This window comes from Pantoea sp. DY-17 (assembly GCF_019795975.1).
GTDB classification, from domain to species: domain Bacteria; phylum Pseudomonadota; class Gammaproteobacteria; order Enterobacterales; family Enterobacteriaceae; genus Pantoea; species Pantoea leporis.
The window spans coordinates 344,512-361,868 of the sequence record NZ_JAIMIG010000002.1; the positions used below are offsets into that span (position 1 = coordinate 344,512).

Genomic DNA, 17,357 nt, shown 5'->3' on the forward strand with positions numbered 1-17,357 from the left:
TATATAAATTTGCTTAATAAACTGCGCCGCTACAGAAACATGCATGCATTCGTAGCGGCGCGATTTTTCACGCGATTTGTGTTATCAGAAATTAACCTTCACGCCCACCATTGCGCTGGTATCGCTGTACCCCTTATCCCCCATCTGCTGACCCATATTGCCCCACAGATTAACGGTTTTATTCAGCTTCGCATCGACACCCACTTTCACTTCACCGAGGTTACGCGCCCCGGCTTGCTGCACGCTGATGCCATTCATGCTGCTGCCAAAGGTTTCGGTGTTGTGCACCCAGTTGGCTTCGATAAACGGCTCGAAGGTGCGGTTTTTACCATCATCAATGGCATTGTGGCCTTTGATGTAAGCGCGAACACCCAGACGCGTTTGCAGGTTGTTGTCGCCTTCACCCACCACGCGCGTGCCGTTTTGCTCTTGATGATCCTTGGCTTTCACGCCCATCCAGGTCGCATGCGCCTTCGGCTGCAGATAGACGCTGGAACGCTCGCTCATCTCCGCGACTTTGAAGCTGTAACCGGCTTCCACTGACGCGGTGATGCCTTTCGATTTGTAGCTCTCTTCCGCGATGCCATCACCTTTCACGCTGTTATCAAACCAGTTGTAGAGCATCCAGCTGTCAACATAAGCTCCGGTCTTGTCAGCGTTGTCCTGCAACCAGGTCGCGTAAACGCCCGTGCTGTAACCGTGCACCTGACCTTTTGCGGTGTAACCCGTCACGTTGGAGTGTGTGTTACTTTGCGCATTAGCGTAGCCGCCCATGACACCCAGATGGAAACGGTCCGCACCATTACTGCTCCACTGGGCGATATCGCCGCCTAACTGCATCACATAACGGTTACCGGTGGTTTTCAGCTGGCCGGAACTATCGCTGAAGCGCGTGTGTCCACCTGCGTTACGCAACCACAGGCTGGTGGCGTGTTTCTTACCGTCTGCGCCAATGTAGTGAGTCTCACCCAGACGATCATCCAGCGAGGTGGTAAATAAGGTATTCGCCGCAGCGAGGTTAGCCGCATAACTGCCCGCTTCCGGACGCGTAATCGGGAAGCCTTTAACCGGCTTGCCCACATCGCCCGCATTACCTGAACCACTGCCCGGCGTGCCAGAGCCGCTCTCGGGATCGCCAGGATTAACCGGATTGCTGCCTGGATTGCCCGGTGCCACATTGTTGCTGTTGCTCTCCAGTACCCATTTATTGGCATCCTGCACCAGATGATAATCGTAAGCACCGGCCACAATACGGCCCTGCTGGGTAAACGTACCGTTTACGTTGCCATCGACGCGAATCAGCTCAATACCATCGATGGTTTTCGCGCCGGTGCCGCCGGCGTTCTGCACCACCACGTTGCTGTTACCGTTGTAATCACCGGTGATGTGCAGGTGATCGGTCTCTGAATGATCATCCATCAGATGGGTTTTGAAGTCGATGGTACCGTTGGTGCTGTTCAGGCTGCTCAAGGTCACCTGGCTAAAGCCGGTGCCGGGCGCGGTCATATTCAGCGTGGCGTTATTCAGCGTCAGATTATCCACCGCAGAGCTCGACGTAACATTCCACTGGCTGCCATTCGCCAGGTTCAGATTTTCCAGTGAGCTGGTCGCACCACTCCAGACTGAGTTGTTATCGAGGTTGATGATGTTGGTCGCGGTATTGGCGCGCTCGATGATGACATCGCCGTTAAATACTGAGCCGTTATCACCGGTCAATGTCACATTGCTAACCGTGCCGCTATTGCCAATGCCTGCGGATAACAGCGTCACGCCGGTTAATGCGGTACCGGAGGTGGTGACTTTGGTATCGGCGGTGCTGGAAACCACCATTGCACTACCTTCACTCGCAGTAACCGCGCTGTTGCTCAGCGACACGGAGTTATTGCTGACCGCATCAGACTGGAACAGCATACCCGCACTGTTCGCGCCGGTGAGCGTGATCTGTGAATTGCTGAGATTAACGCTGTTATCCCCGGCGCCCGCTCCCATCCATAAACCGGAAGAGAGTGACGCGCCATCCTGCCCTGCAATGTTGATACTGACTTGATCGCCTGTGATTATACCGTCCTGAAATGCAACCAGACCTGTACCGTTTGAGGAATGGTTAAACTCAACATTGTCTAATTGAACGCTGGCATTACGTCCAACGCGCAGACCAAGTAAATCTCCTCGTGTACTATTCACCTGGCTGTTTTTCATGACGACGGAGGCACCGGCATATCCGGCAGCAACAGCTGTTCCGTATGAAGAGGGATCGGTGGTGAGCGGACTTGTGGATGCATTCGTACCATTATTGTTAATAATGGTATTTTCGGTTGTGACTTTGCCAAAGGTGGCTGAAATACCCTGAGAAGTGGTGTTTAGCGTGGCATTTCGAATATTGACTTCGCTACCGTCATTTAATGCCTGAACAGAAATAGTTGGTCCAGCAGTGGTAATGGTGCCGCCATCATAATTCACCACTGAATTGCCTCCATTAGCACGCAGACCGTAGTTATTAATGCGATCGGTAAAGATATTGGTGTTAGTCAGATTAACCGTACCGCCGTTTTGCGCATATACCGCTTCGGAGGATGAGCCCGCCGTGCTGATCTCGCTGTTATTAACATTAACTACGCTGGCGTTTCCTGCGGCCTTAACGCCATTAGTCATGTGGCCTTCTGCTTTGATGACGCTATTGTTAATTGTTATCTCGGCACCAGTGGCGTTGACCGCATGAGCACCGTCGCCCGTGGTACTGATGCTGCTATCACTGATGGAAAGATGCCCAGCACCCGCTGCCGCAAACGCACCGAAGGAATTGGCTCCGCTGGTTTTAATGGTGCCGTTAGTCAGCGTGATATCACCATCGCTGGTTTGGACCCCGTATGAACCTTTGCCAGATGTAATGATATTGATACCGTCACCAGTGATAGAGCCGGCACCGCGCGCATAGAGTCCATGCGACGTGGCTGCAGAGGTTTTGATATCGATATCTTTTAAGGTCACCCCAGCGCCAGTATCTGCGAATGCACCGTGCCCATAGGTATTTGAAGTGGTGATGGTGCCAGTGGTGAAATCAACTGTCCCATTATTTGTGGCGCTTATGCCGCGCACATATTCGCCGGTTCCCGCACCTACAATATCCTGATTATTTACAATGACCGAATTGCCATTAGCAATGATGGTTCTGGCAGCGATTGCCGTTGTAGCATGCAGAGCCACTGTAATTGCCAGCGCCACACCGGTTAACGCCATGGCTTTGCTTGCGGACGGCGTTAACACCGAAGAGGAATGGGATTTAACCTTGCCCTTAGCCAGCTCAGAGGCCACCACATAACGCTGCGTTGCAGCATGCCAAATCACACGGAATATTTTATTCATGGGATTTTACTCTCTCTAAGTTCAGAAACTTTTACGATTTCCGAAATGATAGAGAGCGGGTCTGTAAGGCAATATCGGAGGGAGCGCGGAGTTTTGTAGTCCTTTACTTATCCAATGCAATACAGCGCTGGTATCCGGCAAAAATGTTAAAAATTAGCGTGATAACCAGTTGAAGACTTAAACCCTGAATAAAAAAATTAACTAATTTCCTCAATCTGCCGATGGTTATTAATCTGCCCTCTTCCCTACGCGGCTTTTGCCGGGACGCTTTAAGATTAAGGATAATAAAATGAACATCTCTCAACGTCTGTTTGCCACCTTTTCCATACTGTTTGGCGCCATCATCCTGCAAGCGATACTCGCCATTTCCTTACTCTCTGGTTTTCAGGATCGCTTTGAATATGTACAGGCCAATGCGATTCCCTCGATCAAAGATCTGGGGAAACTGATTGATGGCAGTAACCAGTTGGCGTTGACGCTCTACAAACACAAAAGCCAGACCGACGACAGCAAAATGCCGGCTGTTGAGGACGAGATCCAGAAACAGCTGGCGGATTTGAAGGCGCAGACCGATTACTACATGGCGCACGATATCTCCAGCGATGAAGATAAGCGCTTAACCGAAGTCGCTTATGCCAATATTCAGCACGTCACCGCCGCACTGGCGCCATTTATCACCGCCTCGCGTGCGCATCAAAATGATATCAGCCTCAATCTGATTGATGGACAAACCGGTATCGGAGCCGCCATTCGCCAGCTGATTAGCGATTATCAAAAACAGCTGCAGCTGAATATCGCCATTGGCGATGAACTGCGCGCCACCAACCGCAGCACGTTCCACTCGGTGTTATGGACGACCATCACCGGCGTTATCGCCACCGTGCTGATTTTTGGCGTGCTGTCGCTGTTCACCGTATTGCGCATTCGTCGCAGCTTGTCTGCTGCGGGCAAAGTAATGATGACTGCCAGCGAAAACCTCGATTTGACGCTGAAAGCAGATGAGAGCCGTCGTGATGAAGTGGGCAACATGGCGCACTCGTTTAACGTCCTGATGGAACGCGTTGCAGCCGCGCTCTCTTCGGTGCGTCAGGCGTCACAATCAGTGAGCAGCGCATCGGTACAGATTTCCGCGGGCAATGAAGATCTCTCATCACGCACCGAGCAACAGGCGGCATCGCTGGAGCAAACCGCGGCCAGCATGACCGAGCTGAGTGAAACCGTGCGTCAAACCGCCGATAACACGCGCCAGGCCAGTCAGCTTGCCGCTAACGCCAGCGGATTGTCAGAGAAGAGCAGCACGTCACTGACTACCATGCTTTCAACCATGGATAACATTCGTGGTAGCTCGCGCAAAGTGACGGAAATCGTCTCGATCATTGAAGGCATCGCCTTCCAAACCAACATTCTGGCGCTGAACGCCGCCGTTGAAGCCGCACGTGCCGGTGAACACGGCAAAGGCTTCGCCGTAGTCGCCGGTGAAGTGCGCAACTTGTCGCAACGTTCAACCACCGCCGCGCGCGAAATCAAAACGCTGATCGAAGAGTCACATCGTCTGACCGAAGCCGGTGCTGCGCAGGCCAGCGACGTAGGCCGTAATATGAGCGTGATGAACGATGCCATTCATCAGGTAAGCCAACTGGTGGAAGAGATTGCCGCTGCCGCTGTCGAGCAGAGTCAGGGCATCGTGCAGGTGCAGCAAGCGGTGAATCAGATGGACGACGTTACGCAGCAGAATGCCGCGCTGGTGCAAGAAGCCTCTGCCGCTTCGCAATCGCTGCAGGAACAGGCCGGGAATTTGAATCAGCTGGTGGGTAAATTCCATGTCGCGGCGGCTGGCGAAGTTCAGCAAAAGCAGGCTGTGGTGCGTACGCCTTCATTCGTTAAACCCTCGCGCGTTGCGGTGGTGAATGATGCGGATTGGCAGAGTTTTTAAGCTGATTTAGCCGGTGCGCATAAATGTGCACCCTACGAAAACGCTGGGTCGCCAATCATGGCGACCACGCTGCCTTTGCCAGGCAAACGCTGCCATAGTCTCCCTAAACTCTCCAATAGTTAACCCGCTATTAGTGGTTCCACTCCTCTCTTTTGAACAAAAAATAGCGTTCATCACGTTGTAATCTGGCCGCCTGTAATTCAGGGAGGATGATTATGGATACGGTTGAGCAGCTTAATGGGACGTACTTTTACAAAGGAGTCAGCAATGTTTCAGCTGGTGAATTATTTTTTTGGATACTTTTGGACAAAATTGATGAGCATGTAGGTGGCATCAATAACATTGTTGCGGTGAGCAGCATCATTCTTGGTCTTCCTATTCTGGGTACAAGAGGTAAGCCCGGCAATGCTACACCTGGTACTTCGATCGCCTCTAAATATTCGCGTCAAATTCTGAATGTGAAATTGCCCAGACCTTTGCCAACGTTCACTAACACCAGCATTAAGTTACTCAAGCCGATGTGGACAAACAATCTTGGGGCTTTTGTTGGTCGAACTGTGCCGGTTGTAGGATGGGTCTTACTGGCAAATGATCTTTCTCAAATAGTCTATAAGACTGTTTCAACCTACAACATGATCGTGAGAGAAGAAGATCGAGTATGGTAGACGAACATCAAATATTAGATTTTTTTCGTGGCGAGTTATCTCTCATGACTACATGGAGTTTAAAACCCATTCCAATCGAATTTGATACTCCATTACAAGGCTACGCCGGATGGGATGAGTTGCCCTATGCCATTCAGGATTTTGGTAAAAAATATCATGTCGATACAACAGTTATAAATTTTGATGCTTATTATCCCTGGAAAACAGAAACAGTTTTCCGAAAATACTTTTCTAAGGATCCAATTCAACAAGACGTTAAACCACTAACTGTACGTATGTTTGTGGAGTCGGCTAAAGCTGGACGCTGGTTGTATGACTAACTAAGGAGATTCACATGGCTATACCCGTTCATATGTTTATTAAAGATGATGGCGGCGCAGTAATCAGAGGCGGTTCAGACGTGATGCACCGTGAGGGCAGCATTGAATTACGGGGTGTACAGCATCTTCTCTCTATTCCCACCGACAACAATACCGGCAAGCTAACAGGCACACGGCAACATGCTCCATTTATATTTGAGAAAGAAATTGATTCTGCGTCACCTTATTTATACAAAGCTGTGGCAACAGGCCAGACGTTAAAAGAAGCTGAAATCAAATGGTACCGCATCAGTGACGCCGGTCAGGAAGAAGAGTACTTCAACATATTAATGGAAGACGTAAAGGTCATATCGATATCGCCGATCATGCATGACACGCGTAATTGTCCAGGAACCGGGCATATGGAAAGCGTTGCGCTGCGTTATGCGAAGATCACGTGGAAATATGTTGATGGAAACATTCAATTCAACGATGCATGGAACGAAAGGCCAACGGCATAATCAATGCGGAAATCCTGCGTGAGGATTTCCGCTGAGAATTAATCACAATATCTTCACACCTTAAGCATTTTCACCGTGGCATCAATATCAATTTCATCCGCCGTGAAAATCAAAGTCGTTCCCTGAAAGGTGGTTACCGCCAGTTTTTTCAGTGAGCGCGTTTCATCCGGCTTAACGTCTGTTTTCGGCTTGATGCTATTCATCAGAATACCTACCGACAGCACGGTATTCTCTTTATCGATGCGCGTTTCAACCGGCACGTCTTCGCTGTAAACCACATAAGATTTGATCGAGGTGAGCTTCAGGCGCTCGCCGGCAATATAGATGTATTTGCTTTCAGGTGAGACCTTCACCGCATACGCGGACAAACCTTTGTTATTGGTGGTGGGTTCAAAGGTCACCGCCGCGTCTTTCTTAATCAGCTCAGGGTTAGCGACCTTAATCACATGGAAATAGCGGTTATCGCCATTTTCATCTTTGATAAATCCAAAACCTTTATCCTGAAACCAGGTTGTGATCGTTCCGTTCATCGCCATTGCCGCCTACCTAATCGTTATCTACTCAGTTTTTTCAGCGCGCAGTGTAAAGCACATTGCCTGCGCAGACCACGTCTTTGCTTTAAGTCTGGACGATAATTTTCGCCTGAGCGAATAGACACATGCCCGGATTCGCCAGTTGCCGCAAAATTCGCTATTATCCGCATCCCTTCGCCAGCCGGGCAGCCTGATGTCTACGATTATCGATACCTTTATTGCCCCGCAATGTCTTGAAGAGATTGAGATTCTCTACCAGGACGATCATCTGCTGCTGATCAATAAACCAGCTGGTCTGCTCAGCCTGTCGGGGAAAAATCCGCGCAATCTCGATTCTGTGCATCATCGGTTAGTGAAGCTTTTTCCCGGCTGCACGCTGGTGCATCGTCTGGATTTCGGCACATCAGGGTTAATGGTGATTGCCCGCAATAAGGCGATCAATGCCGCACTTTGCCAGCAGTTCAGCCAGCGCAGCGTGACCAAGATTTACCGCGCACTGTTGTGCGGGCATTTGCATGACGACGAAGGTGTGATTGACGCGCCGATTGCCAAAGATCCGACGCTATTTCCATTGATGTCAATTTGCCCAATCAATGGTAAGCCAGCTCGCTCACGCTATCAGGTGATTGAGCGCACTCATCACCTATTGGAAGATAAGACGTTCATGCCATTAACGCGGGTGGAACTTACGCCAGAGACTGGACGCACCCACCAGCTGCGTATCCACTGCCAGCTGTTGGGCCATCCGATTTTGGGTTGCGACCTGTATGGCGGTCTTATGCTGGCGGGGACCGAACACATCCCGCGTCTGATGTTACACGCCAGCGAGTTGAAGTTTGTTCATCCGGTCAGCGGCGAGTGCCTAAACGCCAAGTGTGCCTGCCCGTTCTGACAGCGCAACCGGCGTTGTGCTTACCACATTAAATCATCAGGCACTTTGAAATCAGCGTACGGATCGTCTTCATCCTGCGCTTCCTGACTCAATGCACTATTCAACACGATGCTGTTCGCATCACGCTGTGCAATTTTATCGGCGACGCTGGCGGGAATAATCGCGTATTGGCTCTCGCCTTTGCTATCGACGGCCAGGCGCGCAATCGCCAATCGACCATTAATCAGTTGCGTCTGCGTTTGCTTATCGACGTCGATTTTTTTGATCAAATTATTGTCGGTGAAATTAAAACCAATATTGCCTTTAGAGATATCGATTTTGTTCATTTCGATCAGGTGCTTAACCTGCGCTTTGTACTCTTTCGATAACGCCGCTTGCTTTTGCTGTTCGCTCAACTGCTTATCACGCTCCAGCTGAGCCTTTTTGTTCTCTTCCACCGCTTCTCTGGCCTCACGAGCCTGAACGCGTGATTTCTTAGCGGTTCTCTGGACCTTGTCCATTTTTTTGCTGCTGACTAAACCTGCTTTCAGCAGCTGCTCTTGTAAGGTGAGTTTTGCCATTGTCGTGTCTTAACCGGTTAAAAATTTGTGGAAGAGTATACCTTTAATTGTAGAGCCTCTGCCAGGTTGAACAGGCTGGCTACAGTGAGCGCCGTTCATCCTCCCCACCACATCATGAAATTCCTTCATGTTCGATGAAATTAAATCACTTTTTTTCAACCAGTGACTCAGGCATAAAAGTACCATTGTTAATAACTTAAAATAATATCAAGCCTGCTGAATGAAAGTACCCTGCAAAAGCATTGGGAAATCCTGAAATCCAGCGACAGCAAGGCTTTTTATTGGTAACCGGGATAGCAGACTAAAATGAACAACGCCTTTACTTTTACGGTTAAGAGCCTTCGTTTCGACGAAAATTACAATCCTTCTGGCAATACACGCATCACCACCAATTTTGCCAATTTGGCGCGTGGTGAAAAGCGTCAGGAGAACCTGCGCAACGCCTTAGTGATGATTGATAACCGTTTCAATTCACTGGCGCATTGGGACAACCCTAAAAGCGATCGTTACGCGGTTGAGCTAGAGATTATTTCTGCTGAGCTGAATCTGGGTGCCGAGGGCAACAACAGCACCTTCCCGGTGATCGAAATATTGAAAACCAATATCGTTGATAAAAAAACCAACGAACGCATTGAAGGGATTGTTGGTAACAACTTCTCTTCTTACGTGCGTGATTATGATTTCAGCGTTTTGTTGTCTGAGCACAATAAGAACCATACTGAATTCCGCACGCCAGATAATTTTGGCGATCTGCATGGCAATATCTTCAAGCACTTCGTTAACTCAGAAGCTTACAAAGCGAATTTCAATAAAGCCCCGGTTATTTGCCTGAGCGTATCCAGTAAAAATACCTATTACCGCACCGGTAATGAACATCCGGTATTGGGCATTGAATATCAGCAGGATGAACTTTCTCTGACTGACGAATACTTCGGCAAAATGGGCCTGCGGGCACGCTATTTTATGCCGGCAAACAGTGCTGCGCCTCTGGCCTTCTATTTCCATGGCGATTTACTCAGTGATTACACCAATCTTGAGCTGATTAGCACCATCAGCACCATGGAGACGTTCCAGAAGATCTACCGCCCTGAGATTTACAATGCGAATTCTGCAGCTGGTAGACACTATCAGCCAAGCCTGAGCCATCAGGATTATTCTTTAACGCGAATTGTTTATGATCGAGAAGAACGTAGCCATCTGGCTATTGAACAAGGAAAGTTCACGGAAGAGCGCTTCATTAAGCCATATCAAACTCTTCTTGAGCAATGGTTTACTCCCGTTCTTTGATTACCGATAAAAATATAAGGTCACCTGCTATGAAAAAATTATTACCGACTTCCACTGCTGGTAGTTTACCGAAACCATCGTGGCTGGCTCAGCCGGAAACGTTGTGGTCACCGTGGAAATTGCAAGATCAGGAATTAACCGACGGCAAACAAGATGCGCTGCGTTTGTGCCTGGACGATCAACAGCAGGCAGGAATTGATATCGTCAGTGACGGCGAGCAAACCCGCCAGCACTTCGTCACCACCTTTATTGAACATCTCAACGGCGTAGATTTTGAGAAGCGCGAGATCGTTAAAATCCGCGATCGTTATGATGCCAGTGTGCCGACCGTTGTGGGTCCGGTGAGTCGTCAAAAATCAGTGTTTGTTGAAGATGCAAAGTTTTTACGTCAGCAAACGGATCGTCCCATTAAATGGGCGCTGCCGGGTCCAATGACCATGATCGACACGCTTTATGACAACCACTATAAAAGCCGCGAAAAACTGGCATGGGAATTCGCTAAAATTCTCAATGAAGAAGCGAAAGAGTTAGAAGCGGTGGGCGTCGATATTATTCAGTTTGATGAGCCGGCATTTAACGTCTTCTTCGACGAAGTGAATGATTGGGGTATCGCAACCTTAGAAAGAGCCATTGAAGGGCTGAAATGCGAAACCGCAGTGCATATTTGCTACGGCTATGGCATCAAAGCGAATACCGACTGGAAAAAGACGCTGGGCACAGAATGGCGTCAATATGAAGAGATATTCCCTAAACTGCAAAAGTCGAATATCGATATCATCTCACTGGAGTGTCAAAACTCGCATGTGCCGATGGAGTTGATGGAACTGATTCGCGGCAAAAAAGTGATGGTTGGTGCCATTGACGTGGCAAGCAATACCATTGAAACGCCAGAAGAAGTTGCAGCAACGCTGCGTAAAGCCCTGCAGTTTGTTGATGCTGATAAACTCTACCCTTGCACCAACTGCGGCATGATTCCTCTGCCACGCGGTGTGGCAAGAGGCAAGCTAGATGCATTGAGTGCAGGTGCAGAAATTGTTCGCAAAGAACTGTTGAATAAATAACACCAGATAAAAGCTCAGTCCGGGATTATTACCCACCCGCAACCGGACTGAGCCGTTGAATTAAAGTTTATTAATCTGCCCACCCGATTTTCTAAAATCAATCACCATCGTTTGCCCATCCTGAAAGGCGTCATAATCGGGTCCCTGCGCCAGAACCTGACGCGGTTTAATTACTCTCATTTCATCCGTTGCTTTCACCGCTTTCAATCTCAAACCTACATGTTTGATCAGCGCCAGCCATATCCACGGTTCAGACTCACCCAACATTTTCATGCGGATATGATCGATGATGGGGAAGTTACGAATATTGGTTTGTACTTCTGGAGCATCATTCAACTGCCCAATAAAGGCGAGTGAATCAATCGATTGGGCAGCGGGAGCAGAAAGCGTGATTTTGATCTGATTCATCACCTCCATTTGATATCGTTGATCGTTAACTACAGTGTTAAAAGTGACCAGCATCACCACCAGATGATAAAACAGCAATATCGCACTCAATCCCGCCAGCCAGCTTCTTATTGCAGGTAATGAATAAACGGCTACATAGAAACAGAACAGGAAAGTAATGCTGCATGCGCCCAGCATACGCGGTGCAAATAACGGCGTGGCTAAGGCCAATGAAAGTCCGGGGATGGCGATGATGACGATCAATCCCGCACTGAACAGCAATAAGACCGCACTTAGCGTCAACTTCTGCTGCTGTTTTAAGTTTCGAACCATCAAAATAAGGCCTGAAAACATTATGTGCATAAGCAGCCCTATAAATACCATCATGCCGCGCGGATAGGCGCTGAGAAAAAGGTCACTGAACGCTTTAATAGTGTTGATAAGTACTTGCAGAGAATCGGAGTTCAGTGATAACAACTTGCTGTGTTTCATGCTGTACCAGTCGATCTTCACCGGCAATAAATATTTCATCGCGAGTTTATAAACCAGGATGGCAATGCCCAGCGCCACTATTTTCCCGCACAGCCACTTCCAGCTAGATTGATCATTTACCAGTCGAGAGACGACCAGCAAGGCTACGCAGGCAATATAGACATTGAGCCCAGGCTGATAGAGTGTCTGAATCAGCAATAATATCAGCGCCGTGTAAACGATCTCCTGAAAAGGCTTTGCGCGATTAACCATGCTTGCCAGCATTGCGCCTGCAAATGACAGAAGTATGGTGAGACTGTCATAGGTATAGAGCATTCCCTGCGTCAGAAAGGGATTAAGAATGATAAATAGCGGTGGGAGAAATGACCAGAAACCCGCAAGCGGAATTCTCAATCTTTCCGTGAAAAATACCGCAGCAATACTTAGCGCCAGCAATCCGAGCAGTAAATTAAGCGGAGAAATATCGCTGACCGTATCACCAAAAGAGATCAGGGATTGTAATAACCAGGTGCCCGGCCTCCCGTTACTTAGCCATGTTGATCTATCCCCATCTAATATCCGGTAAAGATCATCCCGATAATAAATTTTGTTGGTCCATAGAGGGATCGTGGCCAGCAATGCCACCATCATAGTCAAAGCAATACGTTGCATCCGGCTTACCGACGGAGAATCATTAACGGGCATCATTTTATGAGTGAATTTCCATCGGACGGGGTCGGGCGGCCTTTTATTTCCGCGTAGTTACAAACTAGTGTAGGCGGTTTTTGTATAACGGATGCTCAGGAATGATAAACATCATTGGCAGCTGCGGGATGTGCAGATAACATGTCGCTTTATCTCTTTCAAATAGGCAACGTCGGCAATGGCTCTGATCCCTAAAAACTACTCGCGGCTGGAAAGCGGCTATCGTGAGAAAGCATTAAAAATCTATCCGTGGGTATGCGGCCGCTGCTCGCGTGAATTTGTTTATTCCAACCTGCGCGAATTAACCGTTCACCATATCGATCACGACCATACCAATAACCCGGAAGATGGCAGTAACTGGGAGTTGTTGTGCCTCTATTGTCACGATCACGAGCACTCGAAATACACCGAAGCGGATCAGTACGGCACGCGTGTTGTGGCGGGTGAAGATGCGCAGAAGGATGTTGGTGAAGCCACCTATAATCCTTTTGCCGATTTGAAGGCCATGCTGAATAAGAAAAAGTAAGGCTAGTTTCAGAAATAGCGATCGCCATTTATGGCGACCGCGTTACGCTTACTTATTGGTCTTTGTACTATTGCTGAACTGCTCGGTGAGATAGTTGCTGGTGTTATTCAGCACGCTGACCATCTTATCCAGATTGGTGAACTGCTTTTTATACCGCGCAATCGTGTCATCAATACGTTTGCTGGCGGTATTGTACTGATCGGTTAGCGTATTCAGTTTTTTACTGATGGAATCCGTCGCGCCCTGCAACACACCTTTACTGCTGAGAAATGCGGTGAATGTGGTGTTCAGCACCGTCGAAACACCGGTTTTTTTGCCATCACCGACAAACATGTCCCGAATCGCTTCTGGTTTCACTTGCAAGCTGGTTGTCAGTTTGGTGGCATCCAGCTTAAGTTGGCCGTTAGTGGGATCGGTAGTAATGCCCGCCTGAGATAGCGTTTTATAAACACCTGAACCCGAGCTGTTGGCCAGAATACTTTTCAGTTGCACCTGAATATTACGCAGTGTGCCATCACCGAGTAGCGCTCCATTCTTCCCGTCCGGATCTTTACCCGCATCCACTGGCGTGTATTTAGTCAAACTCGCCATCGTATCCTGCAGCGAGTTATAGGCATTCACCCAATCGGTAATGGCGGTTTTCGCCTTGTTGGTATCGCTGCTCACCGTCAGCGTTTGGTTGCCGCTGGTTTCATCGTTAAGCTTCAGCGTGATGCCTTCCACCGCGTCGGTGATAACGTTGCTGCTGCTCTCAATCGCCACATTGTTTACGGTCAGCTTGGCATTCTGCGCCTCGACGCTTTGCGCCATTCCGCTGCTGGCCGCATCTGATGCATCAAAGCCGATAAAATCCTGCAAGGTATCATCGCCGGTCACGCTCAGCGATTTCACCGCATTGGCGGTGCCGGATGCCGATGATGTCAGCGACAAACGGTATTCCGTGGCGGAGACCTTGATCAGGCTTGCAGTAACGCCAACGTCAGATTTGTTGATGGTGTCACGAATCGCCGAAAGCGAAGTCTGATCTTTGGTTAGCGTAATGCTTTTCTCTTTACCTTCCGCGTTAACAAATTTCAGGGTTCTGGACGCGGCATCGCTACCTATCGCCGCTTTGATATCGGTTTTTGTCTCGCTGGTTAGCGTCTGGGATTGCGCCAGCTTCTGCACGCTGATGGTGTATTTTCCCGCCAGCGCATTGCCGTTGGAATCGGCGCTAAACGCACTGGAACTGGATGCTGTGGTCGTCGAAGTATAAAGCGCGGCATCGTTTAATTTATTGTTTGCCGTCTGGAAGGTCTGAATCGCGGTTTTAAGGGTGCCGTAGGCGGACAACTTCGCGGTCGCAGCGGATTGTTGTTTGGAAATCGGTGCCAGCGATTGTTTTTCTGCCGCGGTCAGTTTGTCGAGAATGGTGCTTAAACCCAGTCCTGAACCGACGCCTAATGTTGAAATCCCAGTCATGTACGCAACTCCTGTTAATTTAACGTTACGGTACTATCGGCAGCCTTAACGCAAACTTTATAGAAATCTGATCATTTCCTTACGCTATCCTTACATTCATTAAATTGCGCCATCAACGCATCTGATTAATTGCGCTGGAAATATGATGCGTTTCACATTTAACTGTCGCTCTGCTTGTCGGGAAAGCAGAGCCGATTATGATCTGGCGAGATTGTTACTGCGTTCAGCGCAGGCAAAACCTGACACGCCGTCCTCCCGGTGGGTCAGGTTTTTTATTTTCAGGGCAGATAAAAATGAAAATCGCGAAAATCCTCAACAATAATGTCGCGGTGGTGCTGGGCGACAACGGCAAAGAACAGGTGGTGATGGGACGCGGTTTGGCGTTTCAGAAGCGCGTTGGCGACGAACTGGATGCACAGCAGATCGAAAAAGTGTTTGCGCTACAAAGCGACACCTTAACGGGCCGGCTCAGCGAACTGCTGTCGGATATCCCGCTCGAGGTGATCACCACCAGCGAACTGATCATTGCCAACGCACGTCAGCAGCTGGGCCAGCCGCTGCATGAAAGCCTCTCCATCGCACTGTGCGATCACTGCCATTTTGCGATTGAGCGCCACCAGCAAGGTATCCCGATTCGCAACGTGTTGAAGTGGGAGATCAAAACGCTCTATCCGAAAGAGTTTTCATTGGGTATCGAAGCGTTGGAACTGATTAACCAGCGGCTGGGCGTAGCGTTGCCGGAAGATGAGGCCGGATTTATCGCGCTGCATCTGGTGAATGCGCAGCTTGGTAGTGATTTCGCCGATGTTTCTCACATCACGCAATTTATGCAGGAAATCCTGCATATCGTGAAGTATCGCCTGCAGCTGGATTACCGCACAGAGAGCTTGAGCTACAACCGTTTCGTCAACCATCTGAAGTTCTTTGCGCAACGCATGTTGGGCAAACGCGGCGTGTGGAGCGAGGATGAATCTTTACATGATGTGGTGCGCGACAAATATCCGCTCGCCTATCAATGTGCAGTGAAGATTGACCAGCATATTCAGCAGAAATACCTGTATCAGCTCTCCAGCGAGGAACGCATGTTTCTCACCATTCATATTGAACGGGTACGAAAAGAGACGCTGGCGTTGCAGGATGATGCGGATGAGGCATAACCAAATTTGTATCGCACACATTCCGTAGCGGCGCGATTTATCGCGCATTTCAATGGCAGCACCGTGCCCATCCCGACAATGCGCAATAAATTGCGCCGCTACGATATGTGCGGCGCTTAATTATTCACTGGCTATTTCAACGCTGCACCATGGCTACGAATCACGTCCTGATACCAGAAGAAACTCTTCTTACGTGAACGCGCCAGCGTGCCGTTGCCCGCATCATCGCGATCCACGTAGATAAAGCCGTAACGCTTGGAGAACTCGGCTTTTGACGCGCTGACCAAATCAATCGGCCCCCAGCAGGTATAACCCAATACCTCGACGCCATCTTCAATCGCTTCACGCACCTGCACCAGATGATCGTTGAGATACTGGATACGGTAATCGTCGTTAATTTGCCCGTCCGCTTCCACCACATCTTTGGCACCAAGCCCGTTTTCCACGATGAACAGTGGCTTCTGATAGCGGTCGTACAGGACGTTAAGCAGAATGCGCAGCCCTTCAGGATCGATCTGCCAACCCCAATCGGAACTCGGCAGATGTGGGTTCGGCACCATCGCGAGAATGTTGCCGCGCGCTTTCTGATTCTCCTCTTCGTTAGTGGTAACGCAGCCGGTCATGTAGTAGCTGAAGGAGATGTAATCGACGGTGTTTTGCAGGTCGCGCTTATCGGCATCGGTGATCTCGATGCTGATGTTACGATCGGCGAAGAAGCGCTTCATATAGGCCGGATACGCGCCGCGCACCTGTACATCGCCAAAGAACAGCCATTCGCGGTTCTGTTGCAAGGTTTCCAGCACGTCCGCCGGACGGCAGCTCAGCGGATAGAGCAGCGCGCCCAGCAGCATGTTGCCGATTTTGCCGTCCTTAACGATTTCATGGCAGGCTTTAACCGCGCGTCCGCTCGCCACCAGCTGATGATGAATCGCCTGATAGATTGCCTGCTGATCGCTCTCTTCCGCCAGACCAACGCCGGTGAACGGCGCGTGCAGCGACATGTTGATCTCATTAAAGGTCAGCCACAGCTTCACCTTGTGCTGGAAGCGGGTGAACACCGCGCGCGCATAGCGTTCAAAGCAATCAATGGTGATGCGATTGCCCCAGCCACCGTACTTTTTGATCAAGCCGTACGGCATTTCGTAATGTGACAGTGTCACCAGCGGCGTGATGTTGTATTTCGCCATCTCATCGAACAGGCGATCGTAATAGGCTAATCCCGCTTCATTAGGTTCCGCTTCATCGCCCTGCGGGAAGATGCGCGTCCAGGCAATCGAGGTACGCAGTACGGTAAAGCCCATCTCGGCGAACAGTTTGATGTCCTCCGGAAAGCGGTTATAGAAATCGATGGCGGTATCCTTGATGCCAAAATCGTCACCGCTGCGTTCGACGCGTGCACCAAATATGCCCTTGGGTTGCAGGTCGGAGGTCGATAAACCTTTGCCGCCCTCCTGATACGCGCCTTCAACCTGGTTTGCGGCAACGGCGCCGCCCCATAAAAATCCGTCCGGGAAACGTTTAGTCATCTGTTTGCTC

Annotated in this window: 15 protein-coding genes; 9 read left to right on the forward strand and 6 right to left on the reverse strand. The window is 49.6% G+C overall.

The genetic code is table 11. From position 1 onward, the window contains the following. Positions 1 to 84 precede the first annotated feature (84 nt). Positions 85 to 3,363 carry an autotransporter outer membrane beta-barrel domain-containing protein gene (locus K5Y33_RS12040; RefSeq protein ID WP_222234066.1) on the reverse strand — a complete coding sequence of 1,093 codons (3,279 nt, stop codon included), beginning with the start codon at positions 3,361 to 3,363 and terminating at the stop codon, positions 85 to 87. 289 nt (positions 3,364 to 3,652) lie between these two features. On the opposite strand from K5Y33_RS12040, the gene K5Y33_RS12045 reads away from it, so the two are divergent. The 4 genes from K5Y33_RS12045 to K5Y33_RS12060 all read left to right on the forward strand — a co-directional run bounded on the left by K5Y33_RS12045 (position 3,653) and on the right by K5Y33_RS12060 (position 6,781). Then, on the forward strand, positions 3,653 to 5,296 hold the full coding sequence (locus K5Y33_RS12045; RefSeq protein WP_222234067.1) for a methyl-accepting chemotaxis protein: 1,644 nt from the start codon (positions 3,653 to 3,655) through the stop codon (positions 5,294 to 5,296). A 215-nt stretch (positions 5,297 to 5,511) separates the two neighbouring features. Beyond that, positions 5,512 to 5,961 (forward strand): STM2901 family protein, encoded by a 450-nt coding sequence (locus K5Y33_RS12050; RefSeq protein WP_101761320.1) that lies wholly within the window; start codon positions 5,512 to 5,514, stop codon positions 5,959 to 5,961. After that, positions 5,955 to 6,281 carry a DUF1493 family protein gene (locus K5Y33_RS12055; RefSeq protein WP_101761319.1) on the forward strand — a complete coding sequence of 109 codons (327 nt, stop codon included), beginning with the start codon at positions 5,955 to 5,957 and terminating at the stop codon, positions 6,279 to 6,281. The genes K5Y33_RS12050 and K5Y33_RS12055 overlap by 7 nt, the downstream gene beginning before the upstream one ends. A 14-nt stretch (positions 6,282 to 6,295) precedes the next feature. Then, entirely contained in the window at positions 6,296 to 6,781 is a 486-nt protein-coding gene (locus K5Y33_RS12060; RefSeq protein WP_222234068.1) for an Hcp family type VI secretion system effector, read from the forward strand. 53 nt (positions 6,782 to 6,834) lie between these two features. Here the strand turns inward: K5Y33_RS12060 and K5Y33_RS12065 are convergent, their stop codons facing one another. Continuing rightward, the gene (locus tag K5Y33_RS12065; protein WP_101761317.1) at positions 6,835 to 7,317 is read right to left on the reverse strand and encodes a cold-shock protein; all 483 of its coding nucleotides are present in this window, start codon (positions 7,315 to 7,317) and stop codon (positions 6,835 to 6,837) included. A gap of 190 nt (positions 7,318 to 7,507) precedes the next feature. On the opposite strand from K5Y33_RS12065, the gene K5Y33_RS12070 reads away from it, so the two are divergent. Continuing rightward, entirely contained in the window at positions 7,508 to 8,206 is a 699-nt protein-coding gene (locus tag K5Y33_RS12070) for an RluA family pseudouridine synthase (RefSeq protein WP_222234069.1), read from the forward strand. 20 nt (positions 8,207 to 8,226) lie between these two features. Here the strand turns inward: K5Y33_RS12070 and K5Y33_RS12075 are convergent, their stop codons facing one another. Then, the gene (locus K5Y33_RS12075) at positions 8,227 to 8,766 is read right to left on the reverse strand and encodes a DUF2058 domain-containing protein (RefSeq protein ID WP_222234070.1); all 540 of its coding nucleotides are present in this window, start codon (positions 8,764 to 8,766) and stop codon (positions 8,227 to 8,229) included. A gap of 306 nt (positions 8,767 to 9,072) precedes the next feature. Here K5Y33_RS12075 and K5Y33_RS12080 point away from each other — a divergent pair, with 306 nt between their 5' ends. Then, positions 9,073 to 10,053, forward strand: a complete 981-nt coding sequence (locus tag K5Y33_RS12080) for a DUF1852 domain-containing protein (protein WP_110867169.1) — start codon at positions 9,073 to 9,075, stop codon at positions 10,051 to 10,053. A gap of 29 nt (positions 10,054 to 10,082) precedes the next feature. Next, the gene (locus tag K5Y33_RS12085) at positions 10,083 to 11,114 is read left to right on the forward strand and encodes a methionine synthase (RefSeq protein ID WP_101761313.1); all 1,032 of its coding nucleotides are present in this window, start codon (positions 10,083 to 10,085) and stop codon (positions 11,112 to 11,114) included. Between the two features lie 60 nt (positions 11,115 to 11,174). On the opposite strand, the gene K5Y33_RS12090 is transcribed toward K5Y33_RS12085, so the two are convergent. Further along, positions 11,175 to 12,680 (reverse strand): glucosyltransferase domain-containing protein, encoded by a 1,506-nt coding sequence (locus tag K5Y33_RS12090; protein WP_255610301.1) that lies wholly within the window; start codon positions 12,678 to 12,680, stop codon positions 11,175 to 11,177. A gap of 175 nt (positions 12,681 to 12,855) precedes the next feature. Here K5Y33_RS12090 and yajD point away from each other — a divergent pair, with 175 nt between their 5' ends. After that, on the forward strand, positions 12,856 to 13,203 hold the full coding sequence (yajD, locus tag K5Y33_RS12095; protein WP_101761311.1) for an HNH nuclease YajD: 348 nt from the start codon (positions 12,856 to 12,858) through the stop codon (positions 13,201 to 13,203). 48 nt (positions 13,204 to 13,251) lie between these two features. On the opposite strand, the gene fliD is transcribed toward yajD, so the two are convergent. Then, positions 13,252 to 14,664: a flagellar filament capping protein FliD gene (gene fliD, locus K5Y33_RS12100; RefSeq protein ID WP_110867167.1), complete on the reverse strand. Its 1,413-nt coding sequence runs from the start codon at positions 14,662 to 14,664 to the stop codon at positions 13,252 to 13,254. 293 nt (positions 14,665 to 14,957) lie between these two features. On the opposite strand from fliD, the gene licT reads away from it, so the two are divergent. Continuing rightward, positions 14,958 to 15,821 carry a BglG family transcription antiterminator LicT gene (licT, locus tag K5Y33_RS12105; RefSeq protein ID WP_137387031.1) on the forward strand — a complete coding sequence of 288 codons (864 nt, stop codon included), beginning with the start codon at positions 14,958 to 14,960 and terminating at the stop codon, positions 15,819 to 15,821. Positions 15,822 to 15,952: 131 nt separating this feature from the next. Here licT and K5Y33_RS12110 read toward each other — a convergent pair whose 3' ends face one another. Further along, positions 15,953 to 17,347 carry a glycoside hydrolase family 1 protein gene (locus tag K5Y33_RS12110; RefSeq protein WP_222234071.1) on the reverse strand — a complete coding sequence of 465 codons (1,395 nt, stop codon included), beginning with the start codon at positions 17,345 to 17,347 and terminating at the stop codon, positions 15,953 to 15,955. Between the last annotated feature and the right edge of the window lie 10 nt (positions 17,348 to 17,357).

Excerpts from the sequence above, each read along its gene's own strand:
- K5Y33_RS12090 (WP_255610301.1), bottom strand. The coding sequence starts at position 12,680 with ATGATGCCCGTTAATGATTCTCCGTCGGTAAGCCGGATGCAACGTATT.
- K5Y33_RS12040 (WP_222234066.1), bottom strand. The coding sequence starts at position 3,363 with ATGAATAAAATATTCCGTGTGATTTGGCATGCTGCAACGCAGCGTTAT.
- K5Y33_RS12065 (WP_101761317.1), bottom strand. The coding sequence starts at position 7,317 with ATGGCGATGAACGGAACGATCACAACCTGGTTTCAGGATAAAGGTTTT.
- K5Y33_RS12080 (WP_110867169.1), top strand. The coding sequence starts at position 9,073 with ATGAACAACGCCTTTACTTTTACGGTTAAGAGCCTTCGTTTCGACGAA.
- K5Y33_RS12070 (WP_222234069.1), top strand. The coding sequence starts at position 7,508 with ATGTCTACGATTATCGATACCTTTATTGCCCCGCAATGTCTTGAAGAG.
- K5Y33_RS12110 (WP_222234071.1), bottom strand. The coding sequence starts at position 17,347 with ATGACTAAACGTTTCCCGGACGGATTTTTATGGGGCGGCGCCGTTGCC.
- yajD (WP_101761311.1), top strand. The coding sequence starts at position 12,856 with ATGGCTCTGATCCCTAAAAACTACTCGCGGCTGGAAAGCGGCTATCGT.
- licT (WP_137387031.1), top strand. The coding sequence starts at position 14,958 with ATGAAAATCGCGAAAATCCTCAACAATAATGTCGCGGTGGTGCTGGGC.
- K5Y33_RS12055 (WP_101761319.1), top strand. The coding sequence starts at position 5,955 with ATGGTAGACGAACATCAAATATTAGATTTTTTTCGTGGCGAGTTATCT.
- fliD (WP_110867167.1), bottom strand. The coding sequence starts at position 14,664 with ATGACTGGGATTTCAACATTAGGCGTCGGTTCAGGACTGGGTTTAAGC.
- K5Y33_RS12075 (WP_222234070.1), bottom strand. The coding sequence starts at position 8,766 with ATGGCAAAACTCACCTTACAAGAGCAGCTGCTGAAAGCAGGTTTAGTC.
- K5Y33_RS12050 (WP_101761320.1), top strand. The coding sequence starts at position 5,512 with ATGGATACGGTTGAGCAGCTTAATGGGACGTACTTTTACAAAGGAGTC.
- K5Y33_RS12085 (WP_101761313.1), top strand. The coding sequence starts at position 10,083 with ATGAAAAAATTATTACCGACTTCCACTGCTGGTAGTTTACCGAAACCA.
- K5Y33_RS12045 (WP_222234067.1), top strand. The coding sequence starts at position 3,653 with ATGAACATCTCTCAACGTCTGTTTGCCACCTTTTCCATACTGTTTGGC.
- K5Y33_RS12060 (WP_222234068.1), top strand. The coding sequence starts at position 6,296 with ATGGCTATACCCGTTCATATGTTTATTAAAGATGATGGCGGCGCAGTA.